17 protein-coding genes, 2 pseudogenes and 1 riboswitch are annotated in these 26,790 nt (G+C 38.3%); of the genes and pseudogenes, 4 read left to right on the top strand and 15 right to left on the bottom strand.

Features of this window, described 5'->3' with window-relative positions; translation table 11 throughout:
- Positions 1–45: 45 nt before the first annotated feature.
- Positions 46–147, bottom strand: a riboswitch (SAM riboswitch).
- 61 nt (positions 148–208) lie between these two features.
- The 10 genes from CIB29_RS09185 to CIB29_RS09230 form a co-directional block, all read right to left on the bottom strand.
- The gene (locus CIB29_RS09185; protein ID WP_094548957.1) at positions 209–679 is read right to left on the bottom strand and encodes a COG2426 family protein; all 471 of its coding nucleotides are present in this window, start codon (positions 677–679) and stop codon (positions 209–211) included.
- A 268-nt stretch (positions 680–947) separates the two neighbouring features.
- Positions 948–1,607, bottom strand: a complete 660-nt coding sequence (phoU, locus tag CIB29_RS09190; protein ID WP_094548959.1) for a phosphate signaling complex protein PhoU — start codon at positions 1,605–1,607, stop codon at positions 948–950.
- Positions 1,608–1,641: 34 nt separating this feature from the next.
- Complete coding sequence (gene pnpS, locus CIB29_RS09195) at positions 1,642–3,402, bottom strand: two-component system histidine kinase PnpS (protein ID WP_198543815.1); 1,761 nt, start codon at positions 3,400–3,402, stop codon at positions 1,642–1,644.
- A 13-nt stretch (positions 3,403–3,415) separates the two neighbouring features.
- Positions 3,416–4,111: a response regulator transcription factor gene (locus CIB29_RS09200; RefSeq protein WP_094548962.1), complete on the bottom strand. Its 696-nt coding sequence runs from the start codon at positions 4,109–4,111 to the stop codon at positions 3,416–3,418.
- 128 nt (positions 4,112–4,239) lie between these two features.
- Positions 4,240–4,662, bottom strand: coding sequence for a GtrA family protein (locus CIB29_RS09205; RefSeq protein ID WP_094548964.1), 423 nt, complete (start codon positions 4,660–4,662; stop codon positions 4,240–4,242).
- The gene (locus CIB29_RS09210) at positions 4,631–5,629 is read right to left on the bottom strand and encodes a glycosyltransferase family 2 protein (protein WP_094548966.1); all 999 of its coding nucleotides are present in this window, start codon (positions 5,627–5,629) and stop codon (positions 4,631–4,633) included. The genes CIB29_RS09205 and CIB29_RS09210 overlap by 32 nt, the downstream gene beginning before the upstream one ends.
- 76 nt (positions 5,630–5,705) lie before the next feature.
- Positions 5,706–8,306 (bottom strand): glycosyltransferase family 39 protein, encoded by a 2,601-nt coding sequence (locus CIB29_RS09215; protein ID WP_094548968.1) that lies wholly within the window; start codon positions 8,304–8,306, stop codon positions 5,706–5,708.
- Between the two features lie 125 nt (positions 8,307–8,431).
- The gene (locus tag CIB29_RS09220) at positions 8,432–9,244 is read right to left on the bottom strand and encodes a sugar phosphate isomerase/epimerase family protein (RefSeq protein WP_094548970.1); all 813 of its coding nucleotides are present in this window, start codon (positions 9,242–9,244) and stop codon (positions 8,432–8,434) included.
- A gap of 593 nt (positions 9,245–9,837) precedes the next feature.
- Positions 9,838–11,202, bottom strand: coding sequence for a DDE-type integrase/transposase/recombinase (locus tag CIB29_RS09225; protein WP_207653086.1), 1,365 nt, complete (start codon positions 11,200–11,202; stop codon positions 9,838–9,840).
- A 431-nt stretch (positions 11,203–11,633) separates the two neighbouring features.
- Positions 11,634–12,923, bottom strand: coding sequence for an IS110 family RNA-guided transposase (locus CIB29_RS09230; protein ID WP_094548431.1), 1,290 nt, complete (start codon positions 12,921–12,923; stop codon positions 11,634–11,636).
- A gap of 465 nt (positions 12,924–13,388) precedes the next feature.
- Here CIB29_RS09230 and CIB29_RS09235 point away from each other — a divergent pair, with 465 nt between their 5' ends.
- Positions 13,389–14,546 (top strand): copper amine oxidase N-terminal domain-containing protein, encoded by a 1,158-nt coding sequence (locus CIB29_RS09235; protein WP_094548974.1) that lies wholly within the window; start codon positions 13,389–13,391, stop codon positions 14,544–14,546.
- A 69-nt stretch (positions 14,547–14,615) separates the two neighbouring features.
- Here CIB29_RS09235 and guaB read toward each other — a convergent pair whose 3' ends face one another.
- Entirely contained in the window at positions 14,616–16,076 is a 1,461-nt protein-coding gene (guaB, locus tag CIB29_RS09240) for an IMP dehydrogenase (RefSeq protein WP_094549197.1), read from the bottom strand.
- 210 nt (positions 16,077–16,286) lie between these two features.
- Positions 16,287–17,252, bottom strand: a complete 966-nt coding sequence (gene dusB, locus CIB29_RS09245) for a tRNA dihydrouridine synthase DusB (protein WP_094548976.1) — start codon at positions 17,250–17,252, stop codon at positions 16,287–16,289.
- Between the two features lie 157 nt (positions 17,253–17,409).
- Here dusB and CIB29_RS19205 point away from each other — a divergent pair.
- Positions 17,410–17,505, top strand: a pseudogene (locus CIB29_RS19205) (CDIF630_02480 family spore surface protein); the annotation flags it as partial.
- Position 17,506: 1 nt separating this feature from the next.
- On the opposite strand, the pseudogene nifJ (CIB29_RS09255) reads toward CIB29_RS19205, so the two are convergent.
- Both nifJ (CIB29_RS09255) and CIB29_RS09260 read right to left on the bottom strand, forming a co-directional pair.
- Positions 17,507–19,735 (bottom strand): annotated as a pseudogene (nifJ, locus tag CIB29_RS09255) (pyruvate:ferredoxin (flavodoxin) oxidoreductase); the annotation flags it as partial.
- 599 nt (positions 19,736–20,334) lie between these two features.
- Positions 20,335–20,709, bottom strand: coding sequence for a hypothetical protein (locus CIB29_RS09260; RefSeq protein WP_094548980.1), 375 nt, complete (start codon positions 20,707–20,709; stop codon positions 20,335–20,337).
- A gap of 247 nt (positions 20,710–20,956) precedes the next feature.
- Between CIB29_RS09260 and CIB29_RS09265 the strand changes: the two genes are divergently transcribed.
- A complete protein-coding gene (locus CIB29_RS09265) occupies positions 20,957–22,201 on the top strand; it encodes an HlyC/CorC family transporter (RefSeq protein ID WP_094548982.1) in 1,245 nt (414 codons plus the stop codon).
- Between the two features lie 177 nt (positions 22,202–22,378).
- On the opposite strand, the gene CIB29_RS09270 is transcribed toward CIB29_RS09265, so the two are convergent.
- Positions 22,379–22,927, bottom strand: coding sequence for an NADH peroxidase (locus CIB29_RS09270; RefSeq protein WP_094548984.1), 549 nt, complete (start codon positions 22,925–22,927; stop codon positions 22,379–22,381).
- A gap of 321 nt (positions 22,928–23,248) precedes the next feature.
- Between CIB29_RS09270 and nifJ (CIB29_RS09275) the strand changes: the two genes are divergently transcribed.
- Positions 23,249–26,788, top strand: a complete 3,540-nt coding sequence (nifJ, locus tag CIB29_RS09275; protein ID WP_094548986.1) for a pyruvate:ferredoxin (flavodoxin) oxidoreductase — start codon at positions 23,249–23,251, stop codon at positions 26,786–26,788.
- Positions 26,789–26,790 lie beyond the last annotated feature (2 nt).

A 26,790-nucleotide genomic window follows, 5' to 3' on the forward strand; every position in this document is an offset into this window, starting at 1 on the left:
AACCCCTCTTGCTGACAGTAAGAGGGGGTAATTAACCACACTTTCTCCTCATCTCTCAGAACATTTATTCTGAAGGAATTGGCACCTTCGCTGACGCAGGTTGCCGGGTTTCACAGGGCCCTGTCCCTCCACCTCTCTTGATAAGGAAACAATTATTATTAATTTAATTCGAGTATAATATAGCATATATCGACAAAATAGTCAACCATTAAAATATATGATAGCTTATACTCATTACCAAAATACCGGCAGCAATTACCCCTAAGGATATAGCCGGTATCGCATATTTCATTCTCATATCCAGCATCGCTGCTATCATAGCCCCCGTCCATGCCCCGGTACCCGGAAAAGGAATTGCAACAAATATAAACAATCCAAAAGCACTATACTTCATTACCGTTTCAGCTTTCTTCATGGTTCTCTGCTCAATCCGTTGTATTATTCCTTGAAAGTATTTGGTTTTCCTTAAAAATGAGAACAGCGGCCGCATATATATAATAATAAATGGTATTGGTATTAGATTTCCCAACACACTTAATATATATACTACTTTCCAGTCCATATTCATCGCCATACCTACCGGAATGGCTCCTCGCAATTCCAATACAGGCACTGCAGCTATTGCGAGAACTGTTAACTCATTACGTAATTGTCCAAAGATTTCAGAAATAAACTCCATGTACTGTACCTCTTTATAAAATGATAAAAATATTTTTACTATATAAGTATTACTAAGTACTTTACATTGTCTATTTTAGTTCACAGTTCACGGTTCACGGTATTTTCTTGGCTAATTTCTGTGAACTGAGAACTGTGAACCGTGAACAAAATAACAATAATGTAACATACTTAGTGTTATTTATATATTAAACTGTGTAATGATTTCCGCCTATTTTCCCTCACTATTTTAATATATACGCAAATAAAAAGCAAATGTTTATTTAAACTCACGTATTTAAACTCTCATGCCTTCCGGTAATAATATAAATTACCCATTCCCCCAGGTTTGTTGCATGGTCAGCGATTTTTTCTATATATTTGACTATAAATATAAAGGTGGTAGCCTGATTGATATTCTGAGGGTTTTTTCTCATAAGTTCCTGCAAATCGTTAATAATGGACTCAAAATAATTATCTACGGTACTATCCTTGGAACAAACATCCTCTGCCATTTTTATATCATTATTGATGTATGCATCTATAGCGCTCCTAACCATATCACGGGCTACGGATGCCATTTTAGGAATATTTACCAACGGTTTTATATATTCTTCATCTGCAATCTTTAGTATAAGTTCGCTAATATCTGCAGAATGGTCAGCAATTCTCTCCAGGTCAGTGATCATTTTCAATATGGATGTAATCAGTCTTAAATCCTTTGCCAGGGGCTGCTGGGTAGCTATCAACCTGATGCACTTTTTTTCTATGGCTCTTTCCATCTCATCTATTTCGTCATCCTGTTGTATTACCTTTTGTGCCAGTTCTTTATCTTTTTGTTTTAAAGCAAGAATAGCTTCTTCAATAGACTTCTCTACCAAACTTGCCATACGTACAACATCATAGTGCAAATCCCGCAAACTTTCATCAAATCCATGCCTTGTACTCATGCCTTTCCCCCCTTATGCTAAATTTGTTAAATAACTATATCGCAATAGGCAATCTAATTATGAACTCTGTTCCTTTTCCAACTTCACTTTTCACCTGAATATCTCCATTATATAAGTTTACAATATGTTTCACAATCGAAAGACCTAATCCCGTCCCCCCTTGGTTTCTGGAACGCCCTTTGTCTACCCTGTAAAATCTTTCAAACAGTCGTGGAATATGTTCGTTCGCAATTCCTATACCGTTATCACAAACATGAAACTCTATATTTTTGTTGAATCTTTTACATACAATCTGCACTTCGCCACCGGGGTTGTTGTATTTGATTCCATTATCCACAAGGTTAATCAACATTTGTTTTAACCGGTCCCTATTGACATGTACCTGTGAGATGGAGGGTTCCATATCATAATATACCTGTACATTTTTCTTCTCTGCATTCTGCGAAACAATATCAATGACTTCTTTTATAATATCCTCTAAATTGTAATCATCTATGCGTACATCCTGTTTCATTGTTTCTATCTCTGAAAGTTCAAGAATATCCTCAATAAGCACGGTAAGTCTTTCTGCTTCTATGTCAATAATATCAAGAAAGCGCTCTGCAACTTCCTCATCATGTATGGCTCCACTCTTTAAAGTATCAATAAATCCTTTAATAGAAGTGAGAGGAGTTTTTAATTCATGAGTAACGTTAGATACAAATTCACTTCGGATCTGTTCCAATTTTCGGATGTTAGTTACATCCTGTATGATAAAGAGCGTCCCTATAACACTATTTTTTTCTGCTTTGGTTTCTATGGGTGAACGGTAAATCTTATAATATTTATCATCATATTGAATATCAAGAACCTGCTGTTTCTCAGGCGTTAAAACATCACTGTATTCCTTTAGAAATTGATTGAAAGCATGGTTGCGGACTACCAGAAGGATATTTTCTCCTATAATCTTTTTATTTTTAATATTAAACATCTTTATAGCAGTATTGTTTATTAAAATGATGCGATTATCGTTATCTAACGCAATTAATCCACCGATCATGCTGTTAATGATGGTTTCCATTTCAACATTTTTCTGCCATAGTTCCGTAATGGTCTTATCCAGTTCATTCTTCATGTGCATAAAGGAATGCGCAAGTTCACCAATTTCATTGTTGACATCAATGTTTATACTTCCCTTAAAATTTCCCTTTGCAATACTTCTAACAAAGTTTGTTAACTGCTTTACAGGTTTGGTGAATTTATTGGTGAATTGTATTCCCAAAAGACCTGCAATAACAAATGCAACAAAAATTCCCAGGGCAATATAGGAAACCATTTTTTCCCTTATATTGTTGATATCCTCAATAGGAATGGACAACCTAAGCACGATAGGTTCAGGCTCTCCCTCTACTCTTATAGCCACATATTTCAGATAATTTCCTATAGAAGTACTATAGCGGGTACTCTCACCAATGCCATATTCAAAAGCCTCTATAATTTCCGGACGATTTGCATGGTTTTCAAGAGTTGTATAATCTGTAGATGAGTCCCCCAAGACTTCCCCCTGTTTATTAATAAAAGTTACCCGGATTTTTGTTGTTGCTCCATAATCCACAGCAAGCTCATTTAATTTATCTGTATTGCGAGTTCCATTTATCAACTGGACTTCTTTTTTTATCAAATGCCCTACAACCAACAGCTTATTTTCTACTTCGGAGACATAATGTTTTTGGGCTACTTGATAGGAAAATACCCCGGTGATTAGCGTGCCAAGCAATACTATTAGGATATAATTAATCATGATCTTTTTCTGCATGACCATTATTCTCCTATCCCTTCAACTTATAACCAACGCCCCGGACCGTTTCGATATAATTTTCCGCCTCGTCCTCAATCAATTTCCTTAAATGCCTGATATGAACATCTACAGTTCTTGTTTCACCGCAGTAATCATAACCCCAAATCTTATCCAGTAAGACATCCCTGGACAATACATGCCCTTTATTGAGTGCAAGTATTTTCAAAAGTTCAAACTCCTTAAGTGTTAACTGAAGCAGTTTATCCCCTTTGTAAACTTCCCGCTTATTTAGATTAATGGTAATATCCTTTATATGAATGGTTCCCGTTTCAGTCTGCGCCTCCGGTTCATAATTTGTCCTACGAAATACGGCCTTGATTCGTGCGACCAGTTCCCGAACACTAAATGGTTTGGTAATATAATCGTCCGCTCCCATTTCCAGGCCTAAAACCCTGTCAAATTCTTCACTTTTTGCAGTAAGCATAATAATGGGTATGTGCTTGGTTTCATCCATAGAACGCAGTGTCCTGCAAACATCCAACCCGTCCATTCCCGGAAGCATTAGATCCAACAAAATCATATCCGCCGGGCTTTGCTTAAGCTTTTGCAGGAGATCCTCACCCTTTTCAAAGGTAGTTACTTCATAGCCATGCTTTTGAAGATTATATTGAATCAATTCACGAATATGCATTTCATCATCAACTACAAATATTTGTTTTTTATCCATCCTATTCACCTCTAACTTTTAGGTCCCTACTATTTACTTATCATTATTGTAACATAATACCTATACAAACTTAATACTTTTTTTAATAAAACAAGGCTAAGTTCATATTTTCCAGATTCAATACAAACTTAGCCTGAAGGAATACTAAAAACCCAGAACTTACTTCCAAAAAAATTGATTGTCATAGAGAAAAAAGTAGAAATTATTTTGCTGGCTAAAATATTGATACCTGCATAATCCCGAAATATATATAGGAATGCAAGCGATATCCCCAATGATAATAGATTCACTCCTAAAAACTTAAAAATGGTAAAGTGATGTGATATTCCTTTATAATTAAATGTCCAATACCTGTTAAGTATATAGCTGTTCATAATACCGCAGCCGTAAGATATCACCTGGGCATAAATATAAAATACTCCCATTATATTTAAGATAACAAATATTCCAAAATCTACCAATGTATTGGACACACCTACAATATTAAATTTTATAAACTGCCGGATGAATTTTTTGTACTCACTGATGAGTCTCATTATTCCTTTTATCATAATCAAAGCCTACTTTATTTTTTATAATATATAGCGGTCTATCTTTTGATTCATCATAGATTCTCCCTACATATTCACCAATTATTCCTAACACCAATAATATGGCAGCATTAAAAACCAGATTTATCGCTATGGCACCTTTAAAAATCAGGTTTGCCATACCGATAGATACCGATGGCGCCACTGCAGTTTGGACAAATTGCGTCTGATTAAACACAATCATCAGATAAAGAAAACTTGTAATACCCAGCGTTAGCCCTAGATAGGTTGCAGCCTTTAAAGGCTTATAGGAAAAGGATGTTATGGCATCCAGGGCAAACCGTATCATCTTTTTCAGGGGATATTTTGTTTCTCCTGCCCACCTTTCCTCTCTTATATATTCAACTGCTGCCTGGCGAAATCCTACCCAACTTACCAATCCTCGTACATATCTATTTTTTTCTTTTAATCCTTTCATCACATCACATACCCTGCGGTCAATCAATCTAAAGTCACCCGTATCAACAGGAATATCAACATTGGTTAAGCTCCTGAGCAGCCTGTAAAAAACAACTGCTGTAAATTTCTTAAAAAAGCTCTCACCTTTTCTTTTCATTCTCTTGCCATATACAACCTCATAACCCTGTTTCCACTTTTCTGCCATCTTAAGAATCACTTCAGGGGGGTCCTGTAAGTCTGCATCAATTACTACAACAGCCCGCCCTGCTGCATTGTCCATCCCCGCACTAATCGCAATCTGGTGTCCAAAGTTTCTTGAAAAATTTATAAGCTTGACATTTGTGTCTTTCCTGCATAAATCCTGTATGATTTGGGCAGTATCATCCTTGCTGCCGTCATTTATAAAAATCAACTCATAACTTTCACCGGTAGTATCCATGACTTGCTTTAATCTTTTATATGTCTCGTTAACTACCTTCTCTTCATTATACACTGGAATAATGATTGAATATTGTATATCTGATTTCATCTAAATTACCTCCTTTTTTAGTTCATAGTCCGTAGTTTGTAGTTCATGGAATTTGCCGAAACTGCTGAAAAAGTGCCTAATAGAATATCCAACTCGGCAGCCATCTCAAAAATCTTGTTACGTAGGCTTTGTCTACTACTGTACCCGATAGAACGGGATAGAACATGACAAACACACCAAGCACTACAGTCATGTATCCGTAAATTATATATCCATAATGGGGATACCTTTCTTTTATTCTCATAATTACATACGCTATACACAGAATAACAAAAGGCACACTGGCAAAAAAATGATACATAAATGTCAGCCTCGGCACCAGCACCCATGGTATGTATTGTGAAGCAAGCCCTACCAATACAATATACATACGGCTATCCCTATTTTTCATACTCATAACCGCTGCTGCAAATACTGCCGGAATACCTGTCCACCAAATTGCCGGATTTCCCATTGCCACAATACTGGACATCTTATCTGCGCCTAAATGTTCCTGCCCTCCATAATACCATACAGGCCTTATAATAAGCGGCCACTGCCACCATGGGGAAGAAAACGGATGGCTCGCCTTCAGCGTTTTATGATAGTTATACATATGTATCTGGTAGGTTACTACATCCATAGGCCCGTGGCCTGGTCCCGGTACTATCATAAAGGGTATATAGGATAAAAAGTAAATGATGAATGGTATCACGATAAAAAACAACATGCACCATAGTATAGTATTTCTACTATATGATGGAAATATTCTTACGACATATCTTAATCTTTCTACAGCCGGCTTGCCTGCTTTTACAGAAGCATCTCTCAAGCGTCGCTTTGCATAGCTGTATTCTTTATATCTTTTATATAGTGTTGTGAAAAATATGAGCGCCAACCCTACTCCCCCATAAAGACAAATCCATTTACTTGCTATCCCTAAACCAAAAGACAAGCCTGAAAGTCCCAAAGGAATTAAAGTCCTCCTGAATTCAATACTGTAAAAGTTCATATGAAAATAGTGAGGAGTAAATAGTGGGGAGTGGGGAGTAAAACCCGTGAAGCCGCTGCTCAAACTATTTTCATTATTATTTGTGATATATAGAAACAGTTCTTGGCAGTTCATATAATAATATCTGTACATAAAATAATACATTAATATAATAAAAAATACCCCGTATACATCTATAGTCGCAATTCTTGTCTGGGTAAAATGCATAAAATCAAAAGCCATTAAAAATGCTGCAAAAAAGGCATATTCAGTTTTATTAAAAAGTTCTTTTGCAAACACATACATCAGGGGAATCATCCCTATTCCGAATAAGGTACCGACAACCCTCCACCCCAAGGGGGTCATTCCAAACAAAGCGATGCCAATAGCAATAAAAATTTTACCAAGAGGTGGATGGGTTGATTCATAAGGTTCAATTTGATACAGATGCTCATAAGCTGTTCTCGCATGATATATCTCATCAAAATACATCCCGTTCATGAATGATGGTTCATATGTAACTGTATTCTGCTCATCAAATAGTTTTCCAGGATTCCCTGCAGTTGTCGGGTCTGTATCTGTTATTATAATAGACTTAACTTCTAAAGGCTTGCGGCTATTCTTTTCAAAAAAAACAAGCTCATTAAGCCTGGCCCCTGCTTCTGTAACTGTCAACTTTACATATCTTGCACGAAAGCTTTTCTTTAAAATATTCCAAATATATATTTTTGAATCTTCATGATAGATATTCGTAATATTCTCCCATATTCGAGCATCTTCCGAAAAATCAACTTCATACTTTCCCTTTCCAATGCCTCCAAAATAGTAGACCCTTTCAATATTTTTTGTTTCTCCGAAATCAACATAAAAACTCTCTCCCATCCTGGCCGGCTTCCAAAAGGTTTGAGGAGCTCTAAAGGAACCCAGGTTATAAAATGCTATGACTGAATATATTAGAGTGAGAATTCCCAATAATAAAAAATCCTTTCTATTAAGTATCCCTCTTTGTTTTTCTCTCTTTTCTACAAAATTAGTATCCAAAATCAGGTACTTTCGTTTTATATAAATATCTAATCCTACTTTAGCCATGCAGGCCAAAAAAATTACATTCACCGCTGATATAAACATCAGTACACCATCAAACCGTGGAATCTGGTAAACCCCTTTTGCATTGCATAGCAGCACATAAGCTACATTTACAAAATGGGTAAAACTAAGTCCAGCTAGTAAGTATAAAATCCTCTTATCCCTTGTATATATATAGGTTATAACAGCAAGTACTACTGCAGGGAACAGATAGCGTTCGTGCATCTTTGCTATTATGACAAATACAGCAGTAATAATAAACATACTTATAAAATAAAACCTGGATACATCTTCACTTTTGAAATAGATATATAAAGAAAAAGCAACGATTCCTACTATAAATATGTAGCCCCATATCTCATAGGAGAGAAACATCACTTTTGTAGAGCCGGACACCCAGTTTCCACCAAACAACGCAAATAAATTAAACGCATTGACAGTAGCATAGGGATAGGATGCCTTAGATAATCCTACTGATGCTGCATGGTTTGCCCATGATTTAAATTTAAAACAGTAAATATCTGTAGGATGGCCTTGAATAACAGGTGCTATTAATAACCTCAGAAAAAATGCAGATAGAAGGATGTATACCAGTTTCCATTTATTCTTTATTATCTTCATATATTTTCAGCAGCTTCCTTTAAATAGTAATAATATATATACACATCTATATTCATTTTATTAGTATAACCCGTAACCTCTTCTTTTATTGCATAAAAAATGGATGCGCTGCGCGCACCCATTTTTTAGATTTGATTCCACATGTCTCTTATATAGTTTTCAAACTGCATAAATACGATACCCGGTTCTTCAAGGTCTGCATACCATCGCTTTACCCACTCAAGGGAGATAAATCCTCCATACCCGTCTCTCTTCAACAGGGTCAGGCACTCCTTTATAGGGATATCCCCTTGTCCCATCATCTTATACTGTATCTTTCCTTGCCGGACAATGGAATCCTTGATATGTATATGCTTAATATATTCTTTTAACGTATTATAGGTTTGTTCTAAAGGTTCATTCATAAACCTATAGGGGTGATGGATGTCCCACAGTACTCCCACGCCATCGTTATTTACTTTCTGCACAACCTCTTTCAATACATCTGAACTGGCAAAAACACCATTGGTCTCTATGAGTACCATAACCTTCTTTGATAATCCGTACTCTCCAATCTCTTTTAATGCTGCAATAACACCTTGAACATCAACATTTTCTCCCGGCTGAGGGTCTGTGTCGCCTAACACTCTTACATAAGGTGCGCTAAGCTGTGCAGCGAGGTCTATGTATTCCTTTGCTTCATGAATATACTGTTCCCTTTTTTCACTGACGTGCAAATAACAGGACGAGGTAATGCAGGATATACTCAATCCCAGTTCATCAAGATGTTTTTTAGTACCCGCAAGTTCACCGGGTAAAAAAGGTTTTGCTTTAGGAACATAAAGCTCTTTTTCGATACCTCTAACTTCAATACCATCATAGCCAAAATCTTTAGCAGTGGCTACAATATCCTCCCAGGACCACTCAGGACAACCTAATGTAGAAAAACTAATCTTCATGCTCATGCCCCCAATTTATAAAATTGAGAATGCAGAATGGAAAATGCAGAATTTTTAATTCTCTTAAATTAACAATAAAATATATTCTGACTGCCACCATTCTTAATCCTTCATTATCATTATACCTTTTTATGGATAAATAATCTACTGTTTTTTAATAAATATAACCACAGACCTCCAGTTAATAGGTTTAATTTTATTATTGACCACAAATTTTTATTGTGATAAATTGGTATTAATTATATTTGGTAGTGTCAAAAGTTCTATGAAAACATGAAGTTGAGCTACCAATAATAACAAAAATTGTAATGTTGTACATTGAGATTTAAATACTGAAGATTTGCACGAAGAAGGAATGTGCCATGGCATGTTCCTGAATGGCGAGGTACTATCTAATAGACCTATGGAGTTTATGGATAACCCGCCCGGGGCATGGATAACCTGTGCACAAAGCATTGACAACGAAAAGCATGTTGCCAACACTTTGCACACAGGTTACCCACACCCCTAAAAGCAGCGGGTTACCCACAAACTCCACAGGTCCGGTGACTACTGCTATATCATTTTTTGATTTATTTATATAGAGAAAATGATTAAGCTGATTGTTGTGTTTTAATATAGGCCTGTGACATCTTAATAAGTATCTGCCATCTGGCAGGCATATTGGGAAGTGCAGATAGTTCTTCCAATACTACTGGAACTTTACCTTCCAATGTTGAGTGTGGCCTTAGAAAATTAAAATAGGCAACAAATAGGGTTAAGAACGACACAGAACCATCAAAACTATTGAAACCATTGGTAGGCCTGTAATCACGTTTGAAGGTGCGGTTGAGTCTCTCAATAATTTGTTTGAGAGGGCGGTATTCCTCAGAGACAGGATCATCATTAGAAAGGCCGATAACCTGCTTGATATCAAAGTGAATACCGTATTGGGCGAAGTAATGCTGAGCTAGTATATAGATGGGGTTACCATCAAAGATTAGAGTAAGATCATCAGGTATGTTTTCAAATTTGGATAGGGTATCGTCCAATGCCTTGATAGCAGTAACAGTATCTCGATTAGGAGATACCGGATAAGAGAGAATAATCTTTTTTACCGCATCAAAGATGAAGAACACATAATGCCATTTACCATTAACCTTGATATACGTCTCGTCGCCACAGATGGAGCCAGACGGGCTATACTTGTAGTTGTCGATAAAAGGCTTAATATTACGGGCAACAGCATCTGCGTAGTTTAGTACCGATTGGTGGGAAACACTTACACCATGGACTTCACGCATCAATGCAGCAGTCTGCCTTGAAGACATACCGAAGTTTACGTAGTAGGTAAGGATAAGACCAAGAATGTGAGGAGAAACAGATAATCTTGATAAATTCACAGTATTGGGCTGCGAGGCTTTCTTTGCAAGAGGTTCAAAATCAATATTAAACTCTCTATAGATGTAGTGCAGCTTAAAGTCATGGGGATTAGCTTCATAACGTAGCTTTTCTTCAGCAGACATTGAGTTAAGTTTGTTAAGGTAATATGGACATTTAGGATTCTTACACTTATGGATATTAAAGTCCTTACGCTGCTTTTGTTGAGTAAGAACCTTACCACAGTGAGGGCAGCAGAATAAAAGGTTTTTGAGATAGTAGTTCTTCTTATTGAAGGTACACTCACAAACCTTGCATAAATACTGACCTCTGCCACCTGTATTATCGTACAGGTAATCATGAGGGGCATTACATCTGGGGCAGGTTATAGTTTCAGGGACAGTAGAAGGTTTCCTTCTCTTCACTGGGGTAATGAGTTTGCCAGTAGCTTTAAGCTGATCAGCAATAAGCTTTTTGTAATCAAGTTTCTCAAGGGTTTTAATAATAGGCATTTCATCTACCACAAGCTTACGGTAGGGTTTTTTAACAGGCTCATCGTAATACTTGCGGGGAGAGTGTTTGCCAAGAACGCAACACATAAGATATATAATAATTTGATATTGTAATTGAATGTATAGTAGTAAAACTGATATAATGTTGTTCAAAGGTACTTATCTCCTTTCTGGGGTGTTAGTCTTCACAACAACATTATACCAGATAAAAGGGGGAAAGTACCTTTCTCTTTTCAAATCTATACATTCTCAATTTCCAATTTTATAGGGGTAAGATAAATTTTAAATAAAAGTCAATAAAATCAAAGGGTACAGGTCAAAAGTTGATAAAATTTTTGACACTACCTTATATTTTTAGACCAGCTAATTGTTGTCAATAGTTTTTTAAAAAATTTTTTAGAAAGACTTCAAAGCAATGGACATTAAAAAAAGGCATGACAACAAAACCACCTACTATTAGTAAACATAAAATAGCTGGTCGGCTGGACATTGAAAACTAAACATTGAGCATGTACGTATTAAGCTGCCGAATTCTTTGCTACAAGCATTTTTGCATGTTCCTCGGGCTTTCTTAAAACAAACGGCTTTCTGTCTCTTAAAACAGCAAAGATGATTGTAACCAGTTTATGCATTACAGCACCCAGAGCCACCTTTTTAGGCTTGCTAAGGCACTTTTTGCGGTAGAATTCATACAATATCGGATTATGCTCCTGGCCATTGCGTTTCTTACGTACATTTGCCAGGGCGGTTGTGAAAACTACCCTTCTAAGCAGCCTCGGACCCCGTTTGGACATTTTGTTTTCAGTGCCTTCAAATTGGCCTGATTGTGTAACTGACGGGTCTATACCGAAGTAAGCAACCAATTTGTCTGGCTTGGGGAAAGCACTAAAATCTCCGATTTCAGCCACTATAGTAGCTGCAGTCAGAAGTCCGATTCCGGGGATTGAGCACAGTAGTTCGATAGTCAGAGATAGAACCGGCATGTCCTTTGAGGCATCCTTGTCCAAGAGCTCGTGAATAGCCTCAACTGCCTCATCCAGAGATTGCATCAAGGTTTTAATCATTGCGATGTTGGCTTTAAGCATTGCAACATTGGCAATGGAATTAATGCTCAAGGGGTTGAAATTGCTAGCCTTGGAACAAAGCGATTCATATTTACGTGTAGCCCATTTAATGTTTTTCCTGGCGGTCTTCTGTATAAGAGAAATCAGTTCCTGTCTATCGGCTTTGAGGATATCCTCAGGTGTGGGATACTTCTCAAGAATCGCCAGTGCAGTACAGGAAGAAATATCCTTGAAGACATCGGTAAAGCTTAAGAAAAGTTGATCAACAATACCCAAGAGCCTGTTCTTATAGGCAGTAAGCTGGTCAGAAAGCTTGTAGTAGTGGCGGCAAAGACTTCTTAGGCAATCGACATCTTCATGAGGAATATTAGTGGTTTTAAGCTGTTCGAAACGATACAGTAAAGCAATTTTTCTGGCATCCACCTTATCATTTTTTACTTTCCTAACCCTGATATTTTTGATAGAATCAGATTGGATGGGGTTTATGACGCAAACCTCATATCCATTCTTATTAAGGGCTTGGAAAAGGATTTTGTGGTAATGGCCGGTGGATTCCATGACGACGACAGGCTTTGCTGCAAACTCCTTTTCCGCTTTTCTAAGGAGTTCGAAAGCTCTGTCAAAGTTGGAATATGCGTCATGGTTAATCCTAATGCGGGCATAGACTTGGTTGGAAGGCGAGAGAATCGCCATCTCTGAAAATCTCTTACCAACATCGATCCCGGCAACAGGTACTTGATTCATAAAAAGCCTCCTTCATTGTAATAATTTTGGACTTGTGGAGCATCCATTCCTTCTCCAGTAAGTATGCAACCTAGCATGTGACACGAGGAACCAGCTAAAAAGCCGGCCTCAACCAGCCAAATCATGTAAACTTACCGGAATGGATAGATAGTCTAAACTACGGGTAGTCGTCTCCTAAAGGAGCCGTCCCAGGAGGTGGTACATCAACCCTCCGCGTCCGAAAGCTATTATACATGATTGTCAAGGTACAGGCCAGCCAGAAACTGGTACATGGCTAAGGTGGGAAGCCAGTGAAGTGAAGATGATGGCGGGCGCCGCCTTCCCCCTGGGGGAAGGCATATATGATGATATGCTTGATGTTTAGAAAGTGACTAACAATATTATGTAGACTATTAAAAACTGGTAATTACAGTAGCTGTTTGGCTACTGATTGATTACAACTATATTGTACTAGGAGGTCTGTTTATGAAAAAATTTATTCTATGTTTTTCTCTATGTTTACTTGTCCTATTTTTTGCTGCACCCTTTAGTTATGCAGCGGATGACATCCTTGAAAGTCCAAATGTAAAGATAATTATTGATGGAAAAACCGATACATATACAGATGTCCCTATTATACTAAATGGTAGGACATTATTGCCTCTGAGGGCTGTCTTAACCAATCTCGGTGTTCAAAATGATGACCAGCATATTATATGGAATGGTTCTGAACAAAGTGTAACCATCTATAAGAATTCTGCAAAAATATATCTGAAAGTGAACAGTAAAGAGGCATATGTTAATGATGCTCCAGTAATCCTGGATGTCTCCCCTATCCTTTACAAGGGTAGGACCTATATTCCTGCAAGATTCGTTGCCCAGAGCCTTGGTAAAAAGGTTGTTTGGGACGGTTCCCTAAATGCAGTATTAATCAGGGATGAGAGTGAGTTTAATAAAATAAAGGAAATCCTTGATAAATCGGATGCTGCTATGAATTCACTAAAAAAAGCCAAGTTTAATATGGATATGAACATGTCAATGGCTCAAACAGGATTCAATATGAATTTTGATATTGGCATGAGAGGCGAAGTAGATAAGACAAAGAAAGTAATGTACCTCTCCATGAATATGCCTTTCTTTGGCCAGGACAAAAATATAGAATCATACTTCAGCGATAACATGCAATATACAATGAACCCCTTGACCGGTGAGTGGGAGGCTGAAACACTTCCCCCGGAAGAATATGAAGAATTGTTCAACGAAAATGACAATACATCAGTTCTAGATGTCAATGATGCCCTTTGTGCCGGTCTACTCATAGCAAATGGGGCAAATACTGATGAAATCCTGTTAAAAGGTAATGTCTATATGGATGAAATCCTTAATAAAGCTAATAAGGACAAAAATATATCTGAATATAAGATAGTCCAATCCTATATTGAAATCTCTATTAATAAAAATACCTACCTGGTAAACAAATTATACATGGATATGAATGGAACAATGGTTGCTGAAAATGCAGAACTGCAATTTTCAGCAAAGGTTACCTGCACCTACAGTGATTTAAACGGAGATTTTGAGATAATACTTCCTGATTTTGATGGAATAGCAATTCCTGGAGAGACCGAACAAAACACGCTTTAAATAATCAAATATAATAAAAGAGGTTAGATGCTCATACATCTAACCTCTTTTATTATAAACCTTGCCGCATCATGGATTTACACTGTAGTTGGGTGCTTCTTTTGTAATATAAATATCGTGAGGATGACTTTCTTTAAGTCCGGCGCTTGTGATCTTGATAAACTTTCCGTTCTCCTTCAAATCAGCGATGGTTTTAGTGCCACAGTAGCCCATTCCTGCCCTTAGGCCTCCCAGCAGTTGAAATACCGTGTCAGAAACCGGACCTTTATAAGGTACTCTACCTTCTACACCTTCCGGAACAAGCTTTTTGGACTCTTCCTGGAAGTATCTATCTTTACTGCCTTCCTGCATAGCTCCCAGCGAACCCATACCTCTATATACCTTAAATCTTCTTCCCTGGTATATTTCAGAGTCCCCAGGGCTTTCTTCACATCCTGCAAACAGGCTTCCTATCATGATAACATCAGCACCGGCAGCAATAGCTTTAGGCAAATCTCCCGAATATTTTATTCCACCGTCAGCGATTACAGGAATATTATACTGTTTTGCTGCCAATGCGACATCATAGATAGCGGTGATCTGTGGAACTCCGATACCGGCTACAACCCTGGTAGTACAGATGGAACCGGGACCTATTCCTACCTTAACGGCATCTGCACCAGCTTCTATCAAATCCTTTGCCGCCTCTCCGGTAGCTATGTTTCCTGCAATAAGAGGTAAATCAGGGTAAGCTGCCTTAATTTTTTTTATACTTTCAATAATGCCCCTGGAATGACCATGAGCAGAATCCAGTACAATAACATCCACTTTTGCACTTACAAGGGCTTCTACTCTTTCCATCATATCCAGGGTAACACCTACTGCTGCTCCTGCAAGCAGTCTTCCATTCTTATCCCTTGCAGAGTTAGGATACTGAACAGCTTTTTCAATATCTTTGATTGTTATTAAACCTTTAAGGTTACCTTCCTTATCCACAATGGGAAGCTTTTCAATCTTATGATGTCTTAAAATTTCCTGGGCCTGTTCAAGGGTTGTCCCCTCAGGAGCAGTAATAAGATTTTCCTTTGTCATTACTTCACTGATAGGCTTGTCAAAATTTGTTTCAAATCTCAAATCCCTATTGGTTAGAATACCTACGAGCTTACCATTTTCAGTAATTGGGACCCCGGAAATCCTGTATTTTCCCATCAGTTCATTGGCTTCATGGAGTGTATGCTGCGGTGAAAGAAAAAAAGGATCCACAATAACACCATGCTCTGATCTCTTTACTTTATCTACTTCCTGTGCCTGGGCTTCTATAGACATATTCTTGTGTATAATTCCGATTCCGCCTTCCCGCGCAATTGCGATTGCCATCCGGGATTCGGTTACCGTATCCATTGCAGAAGACATTAAAGGAATGTTTAACTTGATTGTCCTGGTAAGATAGGTTGTAAGCTCCACTTCTCTAGGTAATATTTCAGATTTCTGAGGAATAAGCAGTACATCATCAAATGTAAGCCCTTCTTTTATAAACTTATCGTTAAAAATACCAATCACTCCCTATTATTTTTTATTCAAAAATATTAGGTATTAGTATACCAAAGCCGTATTATAGAGTCAATATGAATTTGAAACAACATTTAAATTTACAATATATTTATAATGTGTCATAGTGGGGAGTGGACAGTGGGGAGTATTTTTTGAGCATGATTGCTAATTTACCCACCACTCCCTACTCCCCACTACTTCGCATTTTAATTATTCAACATCACTTCCATATTCCCTAAGCAGATTCTCCATTTCAGATAACGTAGTAATTCTATTCACTGCTTCTTTTACTCTCGCCGCATTTCTCAATCCCTTTATATACCATGCCACATGTTTCCTCGCTTCTCTTATGCCTACATATTCGCCTTTATATTGCACCAGCAGCCGGACATTTTCTATAGCTTTATTGATTTTTTCCTGTGGTGTTGGTTCAGGTAATAATTCTCCCGTATTGAGGTAATGGATAACCCTGCTGAAAATCCAGGGATTGCCCTGCGCACCCCTGCCTATCATAATTCCATCACATCCTGTATACTCCAGCATTTTTTTTGCATCTTCGGGTGTAACGATATCACCATTTCCTATAACAGGAATCTTAACGCTTTGTTTTACCTGCTTAATAATATCCCAGTCCGCTTTTCCGCTGTAAAACTGCTCCCGCGTACGGCCATGGACTGTAACAGCCTTTGCACCATTTTCTTCTGCAATCATTGCTATTTCATCAGCGTTAATACTGCCTTCATCCCATCCTTTGCGTACTTTAACAGTAACGGGCAAATGTACAGCCTGTGAAACTGCTTTTACAATTCTTCCTACCAAATTAGGATTTAGCATTAGTGCAGATCCCTCTCCATTTTTAACAATCTTTGGCGTTGGGCAGCCCATGTTTATATCAACAATACTTGCCCCTGTACTAGCTGCCTCATTTGCAATCTGTGCCATGATATCAGGATCCGAACCGAAAATCTGAACAGCTACCGGCTTTTCGCGCTCATCGATTTGAAGCAGGGTTTCTGTTTTTTTATCTTCATAGTACAGCCCCTTTGCACTTACCATCTCAGTATATACCAAGCCACATCCCTGTTCCTTGCACAACAGGCGGAAAGGAAGATCGGTCACTCCAGCCATGGGAGCAAGAAATACGTTGTTTTGCAGCTGAATATTTCCTATTTGCATAATGGCCTCCTGTAAAACTTGATGTTAGTATTTTAACACATTCATCATTATTTTAACACATAATAGAAAACTTCAAATACAATATTAATCACGCTAAAGAATTTGCATTTATAGATTGCAGTCTCTTTGAAAATAATAATAATTGAGGAGGGATACTATGGCCAAGAATAAATTAAAGGAACATTTTATAGCAAAACCCATTGAAAGGCATGACACCGCTGCATGGGCTAATATCAGCAAAACCAAGCCGGTTTCAGAGGACTCACCTGGATACGGTACTGATATTTTTCCAGACCCCTTCCAACTGCTTTTTTGGTCTTAAATGTATCGGGAGCATTTTTCACTTCTTCTTCATCCAGTAAAAACGGTCTTACTACTGCATGCGGACAGATGTATGAGCATTGGTTGCACTGGATGCACTTATCAATCTGCCACTCGGGAATCATTACGGCAATGCCCCGTTTTTCGTAAGCAGTAGTACCTACCGGGAATGTACCGTCCTCCATACCTATAAAGGCACTTACGGGTAGTTCGTCCCCTTCGTGTCGTGCCATCGGTCTCTGGATCTTCTTAACAAAATCCGGCTCCTCTTTCATTTTTTTTTCTTCATCTGCAGCATCAGCCCAGGAAGCAGGTACATTAACCTTGATTAGCGCTTGTGGAGCTTTATCTACAGCTGCATTATTCATTTCGACAATCTTTTGCCCTTTTTTCCCATATGTCTTTTCAATAGAATTCTTAAGATATTTTACAGCATCTTCAAACGGAATCACATTGGCCAGCTTAAAGAAGACAGTTTGCATCACCATGTTAATTCTATTACCAAGTCCAACCTCCGATGCTATAGCAATTGCATTAATGATATAAAAATCAATATTATTCTTTGCAATATATCTCCTGATGGACGCCGGTATTTTTTCTTCCAGTTCCTCCTCGTTCCACTGGCAATTGAGTACGAATACTCCGTTTTTCTTTAAACCTTTTAATAAATCATAATGATTTACGAATGCCGGATTATGGCATGCGATATAATCGGCAGAGTAGACCAGGTATGGAGATTTTATTGGTTTCTTTCCAAATCGTAAGTGGGAAATGGTGGTTCCACCTGACTTTTTACTGTCATAAGAAAAATACCCCTGAGCATAAAGGTCGGTATTATCACCAATAATTTTAATGGCAGTTTTGTTTGCACCTACCGTACCGTCAGAACCCAAACCCCAGAACTTACAACTTATAGTACCTTCCGGAGCAGTCTGTATGATATCTTCTTCAGGGAGTGACATATCGGTTACATCATCCACTATTCCAATTGTAAAATTGTCCTTTGGATTATCCTTTTTCAAATTATTAAAGACTGCCAGTATTTGCGAAGGTCTGGTATCCTTGGAGCCTAATCCATAACGGCCGCCAACAATGGCCGGGGCATTTTCCTTTTGATAGAACAGTTTAACAACATCCAGGTATAAAGGCTCGCCCAGTGACCCGGGTTCTTTCGTCCTATCAAGTACTGCTATTTTCTTTACCGTCTTTGGAAACACATTAAAGAAGTACTTTGCTGAGAACGGTCTGTATAAATGTACTCTAATGGTACCTGCCTTTTCTCCTTTACCCACCAGGTAGTCTACAACTTCATCAATTGTATCGCACACTGAGCCCATGGCTACAATTGCATATTCAGCATCTTTGGCACCATAATAGGTAAAAGGATGGTACTCACGGCCTGTTAGCTTTTTAATTTCCTGCATATAGTTCTCAACAATATCCGGAACCTGCTCATAAAATCTATTGGAAACTTCTTTCCCCTGGAAATAGATGTCGGGATTCTGGGCTGTTCCCCTTACTACAGGATGTTCAGGATTTAACGCCCTGTTCCTAAATTCCTGGATTGCATTATAGTCTACAAGCTTAGCAAGTTCTTCATAATCAATTACTTCAATCTTTTGGTACTCATGGGATGTCCTGAAGCCATCAAAAAAATGTAAAAACGGTACTCTTGCTTTGATTGCGCATAGGTGGGCAATGCAGCCCAAATCCATTACTTCCTGGACATTGGAAGAAGCTAAAAGGGCAAATCCGGTTTGACGGCACGCCATTACGTCCTGATGGTCTCCAAAGATGGATAGGGCATGGGTTGCCAGTGCGCGGGCACTTACATGAAATACGCCCGGCAGCAGTTCCCCGGCTATTTTATACATGTTGGGAATCATTAAGAGCAGCCCCTGGGATGCAGTATAGGTTGTAGTCAATGCTCCAGCAGCCAGGGAACCGTGTACTGTTCCTGCTGCTCCTGCTTCTGACTGCATCTCTATAACTTTGACCGGTTGCCTAAATATATTTTTCTTTCCATGGGCAGACCATTCATCAACGCCTTCTGCCATGGGTGAAGATGGTGTAATCGGATATATGGCTGCTACTTCTGTAAATGCATAGGACGCATATGCAGCAGCCTCGTTTCCATCCATTGTTTTCATCTCTTTAGGCATAATTTAATCCTCCTTTTATGTATGACTTATAAGGTTCTCAAACATTTATCCTAGATTATTATTTGAACTTAGAAAGTTATCATACCTAAAATCATCAACTATTTTACAATTAAAATCCCCACTTTTTATGTTTCGGCAACCTTGGTTACCGAATTTCTCTCTGAATTCAATTATAATATCATTATAATTAAAAAATGTCCTGCAAAGGCTATATATTCTTCCCTATATAGTTCAGTATTCTTGCTATATCTCTTTATATATTGCAAAAAGGCTCTCTTTTTCTAAAGGTAGTAACGGTACTATTTATATGCCTAAAACCTCTCTCCTCTGAGGTTATGTTAATATCATGTGAATTCTTGACAAACTCACGTGTCAAAGTACCAACTTACCCTTTTGAAAAATAGAGCCTTTTTTAAATTATTCGATATATTCTTAATAGACTTCCATGAAACCCTATATATTTATCTCTTTTCAGAATCTTTGTCAGAAAGCTTGGAAGCTACATGAATTAAATAAAATCCTCCGATAATGAAGAAACCTACCAATACAAGTACCGTAATTTGGCCAACTGTCATATTGTCCACCTCCTTTCTGTTTAATCAGAAAGTAAGGTGAACCCCCTTATACTTACTCCCTTGAAAGTACATACATATGAGGTTTGCAATCCTTTGACGCATATCAATTATATTATATTTTTGTCTCAAATGCCACAATGCTATCCAAACACAACATAGTGGTATAAGAAAATCTCTATACAATTTTCCTGCCAAAGTGGGCAGCTTAATAATTCTTCTACCGCAGTTCTGCAAAGCACCGGAAACAACCTCTCCCATCATTGGAATGATATTGGTTTGCTTCTTGCTTGCATCTTCAAAAGAATTCCTTGAAACTGTCGTAAAAGCAGGCAGTATCCTGAAGACTAACAATAGCACAATAACACATAACAAAACACGGTATATTCTTTTTTTAGTCACAGGCATACACCTCCCTTACAATGCTTATATATTGATTATATGCATTTTATATAATAATTCAAGAGGATTATTTTAAGTATTTACATAATCTGTTATGAGTAAGGAATATTTTTGGAATACTATTAAACATGGATCGTTATTAAGCATGGTAAAAATTTTTAAATATTAACCCTCAAATAATAAGATTATGATATAATTATTATATTGCAACATGGTTTGTTGACTGTTATAAGGAGCGTGATATATTTTGGATCCGGGCAGCGTGGTGCAGTTATTTATTCTAGGGATTCTTTTATGTGTATCGTCATTTTTTTCTGCGTCAGAAACAGCTCTAATGTCGTTAAGTAAAATCAGAATCCGGCATATGTTAGATGAAAAAATTAGCGGGGCAGACCTTGTTCACAAGCTGGTGGACAACCCCAGTAAATTGCTGGGAACCATACTTGTAGGTAACAATGTTGTCAATATAGGTGCTTCCGCTTTAGCAACCTCTCTCGCCCTTGAATTTTTCGGAAATAGCGGTGTAGGTATTGCAACTGGAATGATGACTATTCTTGTTTTAATCTTTGGTGAGATAACTCCTAAAGCTATAGCAGCACAAAACTCAGAAAAAGTCTCTTTAAAAATTGCAAAACCAATCTCTTTAATAGTCATCGTGTTAAGTCCGGTTGTAATAATATTTACACGTATATCAAATGTCCTGGTAAAAGCATTGGGAGGAAAAACAGACAAAGCCCAGCCTTTTGTCACTGAGGAGGAATTAAAAACCATCGTTAATGTAGGACATGAAGAAGGTGTTTTAGAGGTTGAAGAAAAGCAGATGATATATAACGTTTTTGAATTTGGAGATCTATACGCTAAAGATGTTATGATCCAGAGAACTGATATTGTTGCTGTTGATGTAAATTCAACATATCAAGAAATCATTGATACCATTAAAATGGAACAGTTTTCCCGTATGCCGGTTTATAGCGAAACAATTGATAATATTGTAGGTATTTTGAATGTTAAAGACCTGGTTTACCTCGAAAATATTCATAAGAACTTCGATATCAAAAAATTTATGCGGGAACCTTTTTATACTTTTGAATTTCAAAGAATTGCTGTATTATTTAAACAGATGAAGAAAAATAGGGTCCATATGGCTATAGTACTGGATGAATATGGTGGAACCGCAGGTATTGTTACTATTGAAGACCTGATTGAAGAAATAGTAGGCGACATAGAAGATGAATATGATGAAACTGAGAATAAAATAAATGTTATAAGAGAAGATGAATATCTCGTAGCCGGCAATACTAAAATTGAACTTATTAATGAAATGATCGGGGTTAATATTCAATCGGAAGAGTTTGATTCCATAGGAGGCTTTGTAATAGGGCAGCTTGGAAGATTTCCAAGAGAGGGAGAAAAACTGGAATATGACAATATCAAGTTAATTGTCGAAAACATTGAAAAAAATAGAATAAAGAAGATAAGAATTTTTACATAATGTGCTGTCTATGTGGTATTATTTAGAAGTCTTAAAGGAAGCATAATTGCGTGTGCATGGATTAGCTTGTGTTAGCGTTGTAATAATGACTGGAAATAATTACAAAATAATAAAAGTCCTAAATAATTTAGGACTTTTATTATTTTTGTAGCTACTTTAAAAACAAAAACTTTTATATTATTTGCCAAAATATCTCTTAAGCAATCCTGCAAATGCTGCACCGTGGCGAGCTTCATCTTTGCACATTTCATGAACGGTATCATGGATGGCATCATAATTTAATTGTTTAGCTTTTGTAGCCAGATCTTTCTTACCGCTGCAAGCTCCGAATTCAGCTTCTACTCTTAATTGAAGATTCTTCTTGGTATCAGCAAAAACAACTTCACCAAGGAGCTCTGCAAATTTTGCGGCATGTTCAGCTTCTTCAAAAGCAATTCTCTTGTAAGCCTCTGCAATTTCAGGATAGCCTTCTCTATCAGCCTGACGGCTCATGGCAAGATACATGCCTACTTCAGTACATTCTCCCATAAAATTCGCTTTAAGTCCTTCAATCACTTCAGGGTCAATATCCTTTGCTATACCAATTCTGTGCTCGTCAGCCCATTGTAATGCCCCTTCTTTTTTCTCTGTAAATTTCTCGGCAGGAGCCTTACATTGAGGACATTTTTCCGGTGGCTCATTTCCTTCATGTACATATCCACAAATTGAACATACAAATTTTTTCATTCAAAACACCTCACAGTAAAATAATTATTTTTTATGCTTACGTAGAAATTGATACCCCCAAAAATTCTATAACTAACAAACAATTTTTATCAGGATAAAAATTCCGGTTCTAATAATGGCATACATGCCTTTTATCTGCCAGCTTTTAATAAACTCAGGGTATATAAGCTTCAAGTGAAGAATCATGTTTATAGCATGGCAAGCGGAGGTATAATTATTACATCTCGAAAATATTCTCAAGAAATTGCCACGCCTTTGGCTTGCAATAACAGGAACTTTCGAGTTTTTATATTTACTACATAAAAGAAAGGGGAAATTTCAATGAGTAAAGTAATGAAGACCATGGACGGCAACACAGCTGCAGCTCATATTGCTTATGCATTTACTGACGTTGCAGCCATCTATCCAATTACTCCATCCTCAACAATGGCTGAACTTGTTGACCAATGGAGTGCACAGGGCCGTAAAAATATTTTTGGACAGAAAGTAAAACTAACAGAAATGCAGTCAGAGGCAGGAGCTGCCGGTGCAATGCACGGTGCACTTGCTACAGGCGCCCTGGCAACTACCTTTACTGCTTCCCAGGGATTACTGCTAATGATTCCGAATATGTATAAAATCGCCGGCGAACTGTTGCCAGGGGTATTCCATGTGAGTGCCCGCACGGTAGCTACCCATGCTTTGTCCATTTTCGGCGACCATTCGGATGTTATGGCTGCCCGCCAGACCGGTGCAGCAATGCTGGCTTCCGGCAGCGTCCAGGAAGTAATGGATTTGGGTGGTGTTGCCCACCTTGCTGCCATTAAATCAAGGATACCTTTCTTGCATTTCTTTGATGGATTCCGTACTTCCCACGAAGTTCAGAAAATTGAAGTCCTAAGTTACGAGGAATTGGAAAAATTAGTGGATTATGAAGCTATCAGTAGATTTAGACATAATGCGTTGAACCCTGAACATCCCGTCACACGGGGTACAGCTCAAAATCCGGATATCTTCTTCCAGGCCCGCGAAGCTTGTAATAGGTTCTACGATGCTGTTCCCGATATTGTTGAAGAATATATGCAGGAAATCTATAAGTTAACCGGCAGGGAATACCACCCGTTTAACTACTATGGTGCACCCGATGCGGAATATGTGATGGTTGCAATAGGTTCTGTGACTGAAACCATTGAAGAAACGGTAGATTACTTAATAAGTAAGGGCGAAAAAGTTGGTGTTGTTAAAGTTCACCTCTACCGTCCGTTCTCCGATAAATATTTCTTCAAGGTACTGCCGCAAACTGTAAAAAGAATCGCAGTTATGGATCGGACCAAAGAACCGGGCGCAATCGGCGAGCCGCTTTATCAGGATGTAAGAAGTTTATTCTATGGAAAGGAAAATGCTCCATTCATTATTGGCGGAAGATACGGCTTGAGTTCCAAAAACACAACCCCTGCGCAGATTAAAGCGGTATTTGACAACCTTAAATCCGAAGAACCCAAAGATCATTTTACTGTAGGTATCGTGGACGATGTTACACATTTATCGTTGCCTGTTGGAGAAAAAATTAACACCTGTGCGGAAGGAACTGTTAGCTGTAAATTCTGGGGATTTGGTTCCGACGGTACTGTAGGTGCAAACAAGAATGCAATTAAAATTATCGGAGACAATACTGATATGTATGTACAGGCATACTTTTCTTATGATTCCAAAAAGTCTGGTGGTGTAACCGTCTCTCACCTCCGCTTTGGCAAAAAACCAATAAAATCTACCTACCTTGTTGAGGAAGCAGATTTTATTGCCTGCCATAAAGAATCATATGTAAATCAGTTTGAAGTACTGGATGGATTAAAGGATGGCGGGACCTTCCTTCTTAACTGTACATGGCCGGCGGAAGACCTTAAAGAGAAGATACCATACAAGATGAAAAAGTACATGGCTGACCATCATATCAACTTCTATATTATCAATGCTTATGACATTGCATCTAAACTAGGGTTAGGCAATAGGATCAATATGATCATGCAAACAGCCTTCTTTAAGCTGGCAAACATTATTCCGGTAGAGGATGCGGTACAGTATCTCAAGGATGCTATTCAAAAAACCTATGGCAGCAAAGGTGAAAAAATTGTTAAGATAAATTGCGATGCTGTAGACCATGCTCTAGACGCCCTTATAAAGGTAGATACCGCTTCCTTATTGACCAATGCTGAAGAAGAAGCCGCAATGACAATAGAAGAATATAAGCCTGACTTTATCAGAAATATTCTGGAGACAATCAACAGGCAGCAAGGGGATTTACTGCCTGTCAGTGCCTTCGCTGGTACTGAAGACGGGACTTTTCCGCAGGGAACAGCTGCTTATGAAAAACGCGGTATTGCAATTAATGTCCCCGAATGGCAAATAGACAATTGTATTCAATGCAACCAATGTTCACTGGTTTGTCCTCATGCAGTCATCAGACCTTTCTTGCTGGATGATGAGGAACTTGCCAACGCTCCGGAAGGCTTTGCTGTCAAACCGGCGCTTGGAAAAGAATTGAAAGGGCTGCATTACCGTATCCAGATCAGTCCATTGGATTGTACAGGCTGCGGAGTTTGCGCACAGACCTGTCCGGCCAAGGAAAAAGCGCTTATTATGAAACCTTTTGCAACGCAGGTAGAAAAACAGAAGGAATATTTCAACTATGCCATCAATAAAGTTAAAGTCAAAGATAATTTAATAGATAAATTTACCCTTAAAGGCAGCCAGTTTGCCAAACCATTGCTTGAATTTTCCGGAGCCTGCGCCGGTTGTGGAGAAACACCTTATGCCAAGCTGATCACCCAGCTTTTTGGAGATAGAATGTTGATTGCCAATGCAACCGGTTGTTCTTCTATCTGGGGTGGTTCAGCACCTTCTACTCCATATACGGTGAATGATAGAGGCCATGGGCCTGCCTGGGCCAACTCGCTCTTTGAAGATAACGCCGAATACGGTTATGGTATGTATCTTGGAGTAGAACAGATCCGGGATAAGCTTGCCGATATTGCACAGGAAGTTATAAATCTCAATCTTGATGCCGGGCTAAATGCTGCTTTAACTGACTGGCTGCAAAACAAAAATAAAGGCGAGGAATCCAGGCTTGCTGCATCCAAATTACTGCCATTGCTAGAAAAGTACAGTGATCATACGCTCATCCATGAAATATTGGATAGGAAAGAATTCCTGGTCAAAAAGTCCCAGTGGATTTTTGGTGGCGACGGTTGGGCTTATGATATCGGTTTTGGAGGTTTGGACCATGTACTGGCTTCTGGAGATGATGTAAATGTTCTGGTCTTTGATACCGAAGTGTACTCAAATACCGGCGGCCAATCATCAAAAGCTACGCCGACAGCTGCGGTGGCTAAGTTTGCAGCTTCCGGTAAGAAAATCAGAAAAAAAGACCTGGGTAGGATGGCAATGAGCTATGGGTATGTTTATGTCGCTCAGATTGCATTGGGCGCCAACATGAATCAGGCGATAAGAGCTATTAAAGAAGCCGAAGCTTATCCGGGACCATCTTTAATTATTGCCTACGCACCATGCATCGCCCATGGTTTAAAGGGTGGCATGGGGTGCAGTATTATGCAGGAAAAGAAAGCAGTTGAGACCGGGTACTGGCATCTATATAGATTTAATCCTTTATTGAAAGAGGAGGGTAAAAACCCGTTTGTTCTGGATTCAAAAGAACCGGCGGAATCCTTTAAAGACTTCCTGTTAAGTGAAGTCCGCTATACCTCACTGCAAAACACCTTCCCTGAAATTGCTGAAAAATACTTTGAACTGGCTGAACAGGATGCAAAGGAAAAATATAATATCTACAAGCGGTTAGCTGCAGACTTTGAAGACGTTAATAAGTAATA

The sequence above is a fragment of the Petroclostridium xylanilyticum genome, assembly GCF_002252565.1.
Lineage (GTDB): Bacteria > Bacillota > Clostridia > SK-Y3 > SK-Y3 > Petroclostridium > Petroclostridium xylanilyticum.

Coding starts and splice junctions, on each gene's coding strand:
- CIB29_RS09225 (WP_207653086.1), bottom strand. CDS start 11,202: ATGTGTTGCGTTCTTGGCAAACACTCTCCCCGCAAGTATTACGATGAG.
- CIB29_RS09205 (WP_094548964.1), bottom strand. CDS start 4,662: ATGATAAAAGGAATAATGAGACTCATCAGTGAGTACAAAAAATTCATC.
- CIB29_RS09270 (WP_094548984.1), bottom strand. CDS start 22,927: ATGAAAAAATTTGTATGTTCAATTTGTGGATATGTACATGAAGGAAAT.
- phoU (WP_094548959.1), bottom strand. CDS start 1,607: ATGAGTACAAGGCATGGATTTGATGAAAGTTTGCGGGATTTGCACTAT.
- CIB29_RS09220 (WP_094548970.1), bottom strand. CDS start 9,244: ATGAAGATTAGTTTTTCTACATTAGGTTGTCCTGAGTGGTCCTGGGAG.
- dusB (WP_094548976.1), bottom strand. CDS start 17,252: ATGCAAATAGGAAATATTCAGCTGCAAAACAACGTATTTCTTGCTCCC.
- CIB29_RS09210 (WP_094548966.1), bottom strand. CDS start 5,629: ATGAAATCAGATATACAATATTCAATCATTATTCCAGTGTATAATGAA.
- CIB29_RS09215 (WP_094548968.1), bottom strand. CDS start 8,306: ATGAAGATAATAAAGAATAAATGGAAACTGGTATACATCCTTCTATCT.
- CIB29_RS09230 (WP_094548431.1), bottom strand. CDS start 12,923: ATGAATCAAGTACCTGTTGCCGGGATCGATGTTGGTAAGAGATTTTCA.
- pnpS (WP_198543815.1), bottom strand. CDS start 3,402: ATGCAGAAAAAGATCATGATTAATTATATCCTAATAGTATTGCTTGGC.
- nifJ (WP_094548986.1), top strand. CDS start 23,249: ATGAGTAAAGTAATGAAGACCATGGACGGCAACACAGCTGCAGCTCAT.
- CIB29_RS09185 (WP_094548957.1), bottom strand. CDS start 679: ATGGAGTTTATTTCTGAAATCTTTGGACAATTACGTAATGAGTTAACA.
- CIB29_RS09200 (WP_094548962.1), bottom strand. CDS start 4,111: ATGGATAAAAAACAAATATTTGTAGTTGATGATGAAATGCATATTCGT.
- CIB29_RS09235 (WP_094548974.1), top strand. CDS start 13,389: ATGAAAAAATTTATTCTATGTTTTTCTCTATGTTTACTTGTCCTATTT.